At 52.9% G+C, this 6,418-nt stretch carries 7 protein-coding genes; all 7 read right to left on the bottom strand.

What is annotated here, in order from left to right:
- Positions 1 to 61: 61 nt before the first annotated feature.
- On the bottom strand, positions 62 to 763 hold the full coding sequence (locus L248_RS13895; protein WP_040536972.1) for a DUF4355 domain-containing protein: 702 nt from the start codon (positions 761 to 763) through the stop codon (positions 62 to 64).
- Positions 764 to 868: 105 nt separating this feature from the next.
- Positions 869 to 1,834, bottom strand: coding sequence for a minor capsid protein (locus L248_RS15435; protein ID WP_022530898.1), 966 nt, complete (start codon positions 1,832 to 1,834; stop codon positions 869 to 871).
- Complete coding sequence (locus L248_RS13885; protein ID WP_022530897.1) at positions 1,834 to 3,570, bottom strand: phage portal protein; 1,737 nt, start codon at positions 3,568 to 3,570, stop codon at positions 1,834 to 1,836. The genes L248_RS15435 and L248_RS13885 overlap by 1 nt, the downstream gene beginning before the upstream one ends.
- A 12-nt stretch (positions 3,571 to 3,582) precedes the next feature.
- On the bottom strand, positions 3,583 to 4,860 hold the full coding sequence (locus tag L248_RS13880; protein ID WP_245585317.1) for a PBSX family phage terminase large subunit: 1,278 nt from the start codon (positions 4,858 to 4,860) through the stop codon (positions 3,583 to 3,585).
- Positions 4,838 to 5,509: a helix-turn-helix domain-containing protein gene (locus tag L248_RS13875; RefSeq protein ID WP_040536971.1), complete on the bottom strand. Its 672-nt coding sequence runs from the start codon at positions 5,507 to 5,509 to the stop codon at positions 4,838 to 4,840. Before L248_RS13875 ends, L248_RS13880 begins: the two co-directional genes overlap by 23 nt.
- A gap of 19 nt (positions 5,510 to 5,528) precedes the next feature.
- Positions 5,529 to 5,957, bottom strand: coding sequence for a hypothetical protein (locus L248_RS13870; protein WP_040536969.1), 429 nt, complete (start codon positions 5,955 to 5,957; stop codon positions 5,529 to 5,531).
- Positions 5,958 to 5,959: 2 nt separating this feature from the next.
- A complete protein-coding gene (locus L248_RS13865) occupies positions 5,960 to 6,415 on the bottom strand; it encodes a hypothetical protein (protein WP_040536967.1) in 456 nt (151 codons plus the stop codon).
- Positions 6,416 to 6,418 lie beyond the last annotated feature (3 nt).

Genomic DNA, 6,418 nt, shown 5'->3' with positions numbered 1-6,418 from the left:
GTAGACCGTTCCTCTTCCTTAGGCTTCAGTGTTGCACTTCGGTTGACAATTCGGGTACCTCCTATTTGTTTTTGCCACCGAAGAAATAGTCCTCGGCCTTGCTTGACCGTGTATCAGAAGCGTGCTGCTTTGCGAGTAACTGACCCAAATCGGTGCTGGTCGTGTGTTGTGATCCAGCACCTACGCCGGGCGTTGACTTGCCTTTCATACGCTCGGCGACCTTCTTCTGCACAGCCGCGCTGAACGTCTTGGTGAACGCCTCAACATTTTTATCCGTGGCATCGGTATCCTTATCGACAGCCAGAGACTCAACGAAGTCAGTGGGCAAGCCGGCAGAAATGAGCTTGCTACGCGTATAGTCGACCGCCTCACGGTGATCAAGCTGCGCTTCACGCTTGGCAAGCGCACTTTCCTGCTCTTGTTTTTGCGTCTGCTCACGTTCTTCGGGTGACATCTTGGCTTCGGCTTCCCATTTGCTGCGAGCATCCGCCAAAATCTTGGGCAGGTCGTTCGTTTTGAAATCATCCAAGTGTTTCGTCGCCTGAGCACCGATCATGGCCCGAACTTCTTTGGGGCTGAACGATTTTTCGCCCTTGTCATCATCTGAACCATTCGATGAATTATCATCATTTTTGTTCGTGTCTGGCGACTGTTGAGAGCCCGTTTCTGAGCCCGTTTCAGGCGTTGCAGACGCACTGTTGCCCGCGTCTGCACCAGAATCGGCGTCCATTAATCGGTAATTATTTAGGTCAGTTACAAACATTGCAGTACCTCCATGCGTTTTTAGGCTGCGATAAGCCGTCTGGTTTCTTTAACGCCTGTACCGAAAAAAGGCATGAAAAAAGCCCGATCACTGATCAGGCCAAAATTACATATTGCTTGTATCGAATAACGCCCCGCCGTAGTCGCTCGGCATCTGCGAGAAGTCGGTGTGGAATTCCTCGTCATGGACTTCGATGATGGTGCATTTGCAGTTCGGGTGGAACGGCGGCAGCGTGACGCCCTCTTCGGCTTCATCCATGCTGTACACTTTTCCGTCCAGGTCTTCGCATTCCTGACAGGTTGTTGCGGTCAACGCTGATTCGATCATGTATTTCTTGACGCCGCGACTCGAAAAATCCTGAACCAAGTTACGGGACATCTGTCCAGCGGTCTCGGTCCGCAGAATCCGTTCGGCGCGGCTCTTCGAAGCACTGAGGTCGTTCTTGATCTCGTCGGCGAAGTCTTGCGGTTTTTGACCGTTCTTCAAAATTGTGTCCACCCGATCATCTAGTTTGCGCATTAGCGCCGCTTTTTCCTTGTGTACACGGGCATCGGCAGATCCGCCTTGCCAGCCGTTTTCAGCTGCATGTTGCTGCACCACTTTATCAATGGCAACCGCAGAACGCTCCCGCGTGTAGTGGCCGCCGGTATCGTTGCTTTTCGGCAGCTTGCCGTTATTGGCCGCTACGTCCTGAGCCAGCTGATCCGTCCGATGTATGTCATACCGCAGCGTGTCGGCTTGGTTGAGCGCCAGCTTGACGATGATCACGTTGGTCTGCAACTTCGCCAGATCGCCGTTGGTCTGAATCCGTTCATCACGAAAGGTCTGATCAACAAACGGCCGGTCATTGACCGATGCCTGCACCGCCAGTTGAGCGATGTCGTTCATCAGCTTCTGCACATCGGCTCTTGGCGCCTTGGCGTTCCAGTTGGCCTTGTCGGCCACGAAACGTGCCAGCAGATTGATGATGTCGTCCGCCGCCGTGGCAAACATGTTAGTCAGTTCTTCCACTCGACGATCCTGTGCACCATAGACATGCCGAGCCAAATTGAGTACGTCTTTACGCTCCATTAATTCGGCTCCTTACTCCGCATGGCAGCAACAGCCGCTACTGCATCAGCTCGTGAAGCGCCCTGCTCAGTTTGAAATCCTTGCGGGCTTTGCTGAGTTGCCTGCTGTCGTTTGTCCGCACTGGTGAACATCGGCGGGTAATCGCCCGGCATCTGAATCTTTGGTGCTTCATCAGCCTCTTCTTTCAGCCGTTTCTGCTCTTCCTCTGGCTTGACGCCCGTCACGGCCTCGGCCATTGACTGAATGGTCTCATCTGACACCGCCTTGACGTTCGCCAGTGCAGTGATTTCTGTAACGGTTTCAGCGTTGTTTTTCGGCATATTGGGCGTGAACGTCACTTGAATGTTGTTCGGGTTGCTCGCTGCCGAGACTTCTGCTTTCTTCTGCCAGTAGTTAGCCAGCAGACGCAGCCGGCGCATGAGCCCGCGCAAGAACAGTGATTCCTGAATCACGCGTTCCTGATCGCTGCCCCACAACTTGTAGGCCATCGCCACGCCGGACGCATTTGCACTGAAATTCTGATCACTGGTGTCGGGCGTGTTGGTGTCCTTGTGAATATCGCCGTCCAATTTGCTGAGATAGTTGAGCCACTCAGCACCGTTGGTTTGCTTGGTCAGGTATTGGGCATTGGGCTGGGCAGCCGTTGGGCTATTGTTGATGTCATATGTGACGGCTGGTTTGAGCCACAGATAATTATCGTGGGCATTGATGTTGAGCGGCTTCTTGGTCATGACTGGCTGACCATTGGCGTCCGTCATCGGCTGACCATGAGCATCCATGACTTGCTGGTCGTCGGTGGCGAAATCACCGGTGATCATGAGAATTGCATTGTTGAAGTCCTCTTGACTGTTTGCCATCTCAGATAACGACTTGTCGCGGGCATCTATCTCATCCAGTTTGGCTTCCCAGTCGCCCATGCGCTCATCCGAATTCAAAAACTCGGTCAGCGGCACGGCCCCGAAGAAATGCTCATTATCCGTTTGCGGTTTAAGTTCCGCACTAGGACCACCTACGGGCTCGTAGGTGTACATCTCACTGTCCGTGTAGATCGTTACGTAGAATCGCTTGCCCACGCCTAGAATGTCTGACGCGTAGTAATAGACGCCAAATAGAGAATGCTGTTCAACAGTGGTGTCGTAAACCACGAACGCGTTAAGCGGGTCGATTGCCCGCAGTGACGGTTCTGTCTCATCCTTGCCAACATATAGCAGTTCATAGGCACGCCCAGTGACTGAAGCGTTCTTGCCCAACACCTTTTCGTGATATGGTTCGTCATTACTGGTATTAAAATAGCCAATTGCGGTCATGAGATCGTCGCCAGCGGTTTCGCCACCACCATCGGGTGCGTTGTACTCATATTTGAGCGGGTTGCCAAAGCGGTAGCCCACCCGAATATTGGTAATATACGCCGGAAAGCCCGTCGCAATGCGGTTGTCCGCCTGTGTCGGCTTCTTGTGTGAATGCCAGTAATGAATATCGTTGTCGCCCTCGTAGTACCGCTCAAGCGTCATAATCCGCGGCACCTGATTGTTGTAGTGATCAGAAATGAACGTCGTGGCAATCTTGCCCAAAGCTGCCGGGTCGTTCTTGGCTTGATCAAACAAATCTTGTGGAAAACGATATTCTTGCCGTGCTGTCAAGGCGAAACGCCGACCGCTGAGCATGTTGACCGTGTTCCGGCGCACCGCGTCGGGTAAGCTTGAATAATATGCTTCTTGATCGTCAGTTGTTGCCATGGTTTCGCCTCCTTATAGTCCGTATTTCCGTAACATCGCTGCTTGCGCTTCGTAGCTGGCATTGTGTGGCAGCTGCAAGAGCTTGATCCGCGTCGCGATGGCGTACCGCTGCGCGTCCATCACGTCATCGTTGACCTTGACCGGCTCGCCAGTCTTTTCATCCCAGACGTAGCTGTAGACCTCATCACTGAACGCGTTATCGCCTTCCTTGACGATGTATAGCTTGTTGCTGCTGTATGCTTTCGCCACATTTTCGATGCCGTCTTGACGGTTCTTGTAGCCGTTGATCGCGTTGAACCCTTCACGGCGAAAACGTGCCACGTGTTCGGGCCGGGCTGAATCACAGTAGAACGGAATGTTTCGGCCGTATTTCGCCGCGATTTCCCGTGCTACCGATACCCAATAGTCGATTTCTTTGAACTGGGCCGTGCGATCGAACAGCTGGTAGCGCGTGCCGTCAGGTGCTTCAGCAACGAGTAGAATGACACCCTTATGCTGATAGCCCCAGTCAACGCCACAGTAATAGGTGAGCATCTGGTGCTCTGTGCGACGTCTGAACTCTGTTTGGGTGATTTCCATCGTTTCGGCATCGAAGTTGCTGTAAACCATGCCCTCGTTGGCTACCCAAAGCCCACGAATCGCCCGATCATAGAACATGCCCGTTGGCGTGGTCTCTTTTAGGTGATCAATGTAGCTCTGCGGCAGAAATGTGTTGTCCTCGATGGTGAAATGAAATCGAATGATCGAATCGTTGTCTTTGTCGATGTAATCAGTTTTAAGCCAGTGCTTCGGCTGGTCCGGGTTGGTGTCGCAAATGATCCGCGCACCAGGCTTAGAACACCGGTCAATAATTTCTTGAAATACTTCGTGATTGGCAAGCGTTGCTTCATTGACGTAGGCGCCGTATGCCGTCATCCCACGTACTTGGCGCAGTCCAGCAATGTTGCCGGTGAAGCACTGAATCACCTTAACCCCGAATAGCTTGAATGAATTATGCCGGTCGAAGCTGAATTCAATACCGAAATCATTGCTCAATTCCTGAAGAATGTTGGTCTGAATGGTCCCTGACGATGTTCCGGCTAATATATATTGAGGTTCTTTGACCTTCTCTTTGTTAGCGATCTCTTTGACACGCATGAGTTCCAGCAAGAATGTTACGTTGTCCACATACGTCTTGCCCGACCGCACGGCACCGTCGCAGATCCGCAGGAACCAGCTGTCGTCATGCTGCGAGTCCAGCACTTGCAACTGCTTCGGTGTGAACATATCAGTCATTGCCAATTGCATCATCCAATTTCTTCAACATATCCCCCAGTTTCTTTTCGGCGTCATCACCCGACATGAGCCGCTGCTTGAGTTCAGCAATGTCGGCTTCGGCGTTGGCGCGACGGGCGTCAGCTTTGGCCTTTTCCACCTGTGCAGCCGCCAAATCTGCTTGACCCTGGTCCCGATACAGATCAGGACGCCGATTCTTAAGAAAGAAAATCAATGCCGACACATTGGGTGGCACTTCGCGCTCGACTTGCGAAATCTGAATCTTTTCCATGGTCGGTATCTTCTCGACGGCGGCAAACATGGCGTCCTTGATCTCGTTCTCGGTTGCTGACTCATGGTCCAGCTTCCAAGCGTTGATGTACTGGGCACGCCGCGCCTTGACCTTGTCCGGGTCAATCTTGACCATGCGGTAGGTCTTTTCTTTAACAACCATGCCGCCAATGATCTTTTCAAGTGCCGCTTCGGCCTTGTCGTCTGAGACCTTTTTTCCACGGTTTAGGGCGTCGACAATGTCGGGGTACCGTTTTTGCCAGGCGTAGAGCGTGGTCCGATTGATCCCGAGCTTCTTGGCGATTTGCTCATCCGTATAGCCTTGTTTTGCCCATTCTTCAAGCTTTCCAAGGCCATTGGGTGTTATCCACTGCTTGTATTTGCCTCGGGCCACATCTCCCACCACCTCGCTATCACCGACCGCGTGAACCCGCCGTCGCTTTTCCCTTTAGACTTTTTGAGCGGCGCGAACTCGATGACCCACCGCCGCTTTCCATTTCAAACTTGGCTTCGCCAGAACTGCGCGGCAGCTCGCGGGTCAGCGTCTTAATATTGGCTGCATCAGTGAGTTTGCCGTGAATGTCCAAATGCGACATGGGCTGTGACTGGTGATCAAACCTGGTCAGCTGGTAGTCCACGCCTTGGCGTGCGCTGGGGGTTACAGTCATCGCCAGATAGCTCTTGCCCTCGCTGGTCGTTCCACGCACCGAAAATGGCTTGTTGCCGTTGGCTGCTATGGTCTTGGGCCAGAAGTCTTGTGCTTCTTTCGACGCTTTCATGTAATCTCCGAAGCTCAGGCCCTTGGCACTAGGCATGGTTGGCACAGTTACCCGCCGCGCCATGATTAACGCCCTCGCCGGCCAGAAGTTGCTTTACCACGTAACGTAGCTTTCGCCACGACCTTAGCCGTTCTGGAAACAGCCTTCTTCGTGCCACCAGCAGGCTTTGCTGCCGCGCTATTTCGCTCTGACATAGCTCGCTCTGCCTCACTCCGGCTATTTACGATCAATCCACCCTCAGAGCCAGCCCCTACCGGCATATGAGAGTTCTTATACGATCCTTTTGCACCTGATTTGTAATATTCGTCGGCAAACGTTGAATTGCCGGCTTTGGCATTCTTCGGGGCCACCCAGATTGTTCGTGCTCCTGTTGGTGACACATTAAAGGCCACGGCACGGCCGCCAACAGTTGCGCCCTTGATCCGATTTGTAAACTCTGCTTGCTGCGTCTTTGCCTGCCGATCGGCTCGCTTCATCGCATCCCGAAGTTCCCGATCATATTGAGTTAGTTGTGTTGCCATTTA

The sequence above is a fragment of the Schleiferilactobacillus shenzhenensis LY-73 genome, from assembly GCF_000469325.1.
GTDB lineage: Bacteria > Bacillota > Bacilli > Lactobacillales > Lactobacillaceae > Schleiferilactobacillus > Schleiferilactobacillus shenzhenensis.
Note: the sequence above shows the minus strand (reverse complement) of the source record. Positions and strands in the feature narration are given on the sequence as shown.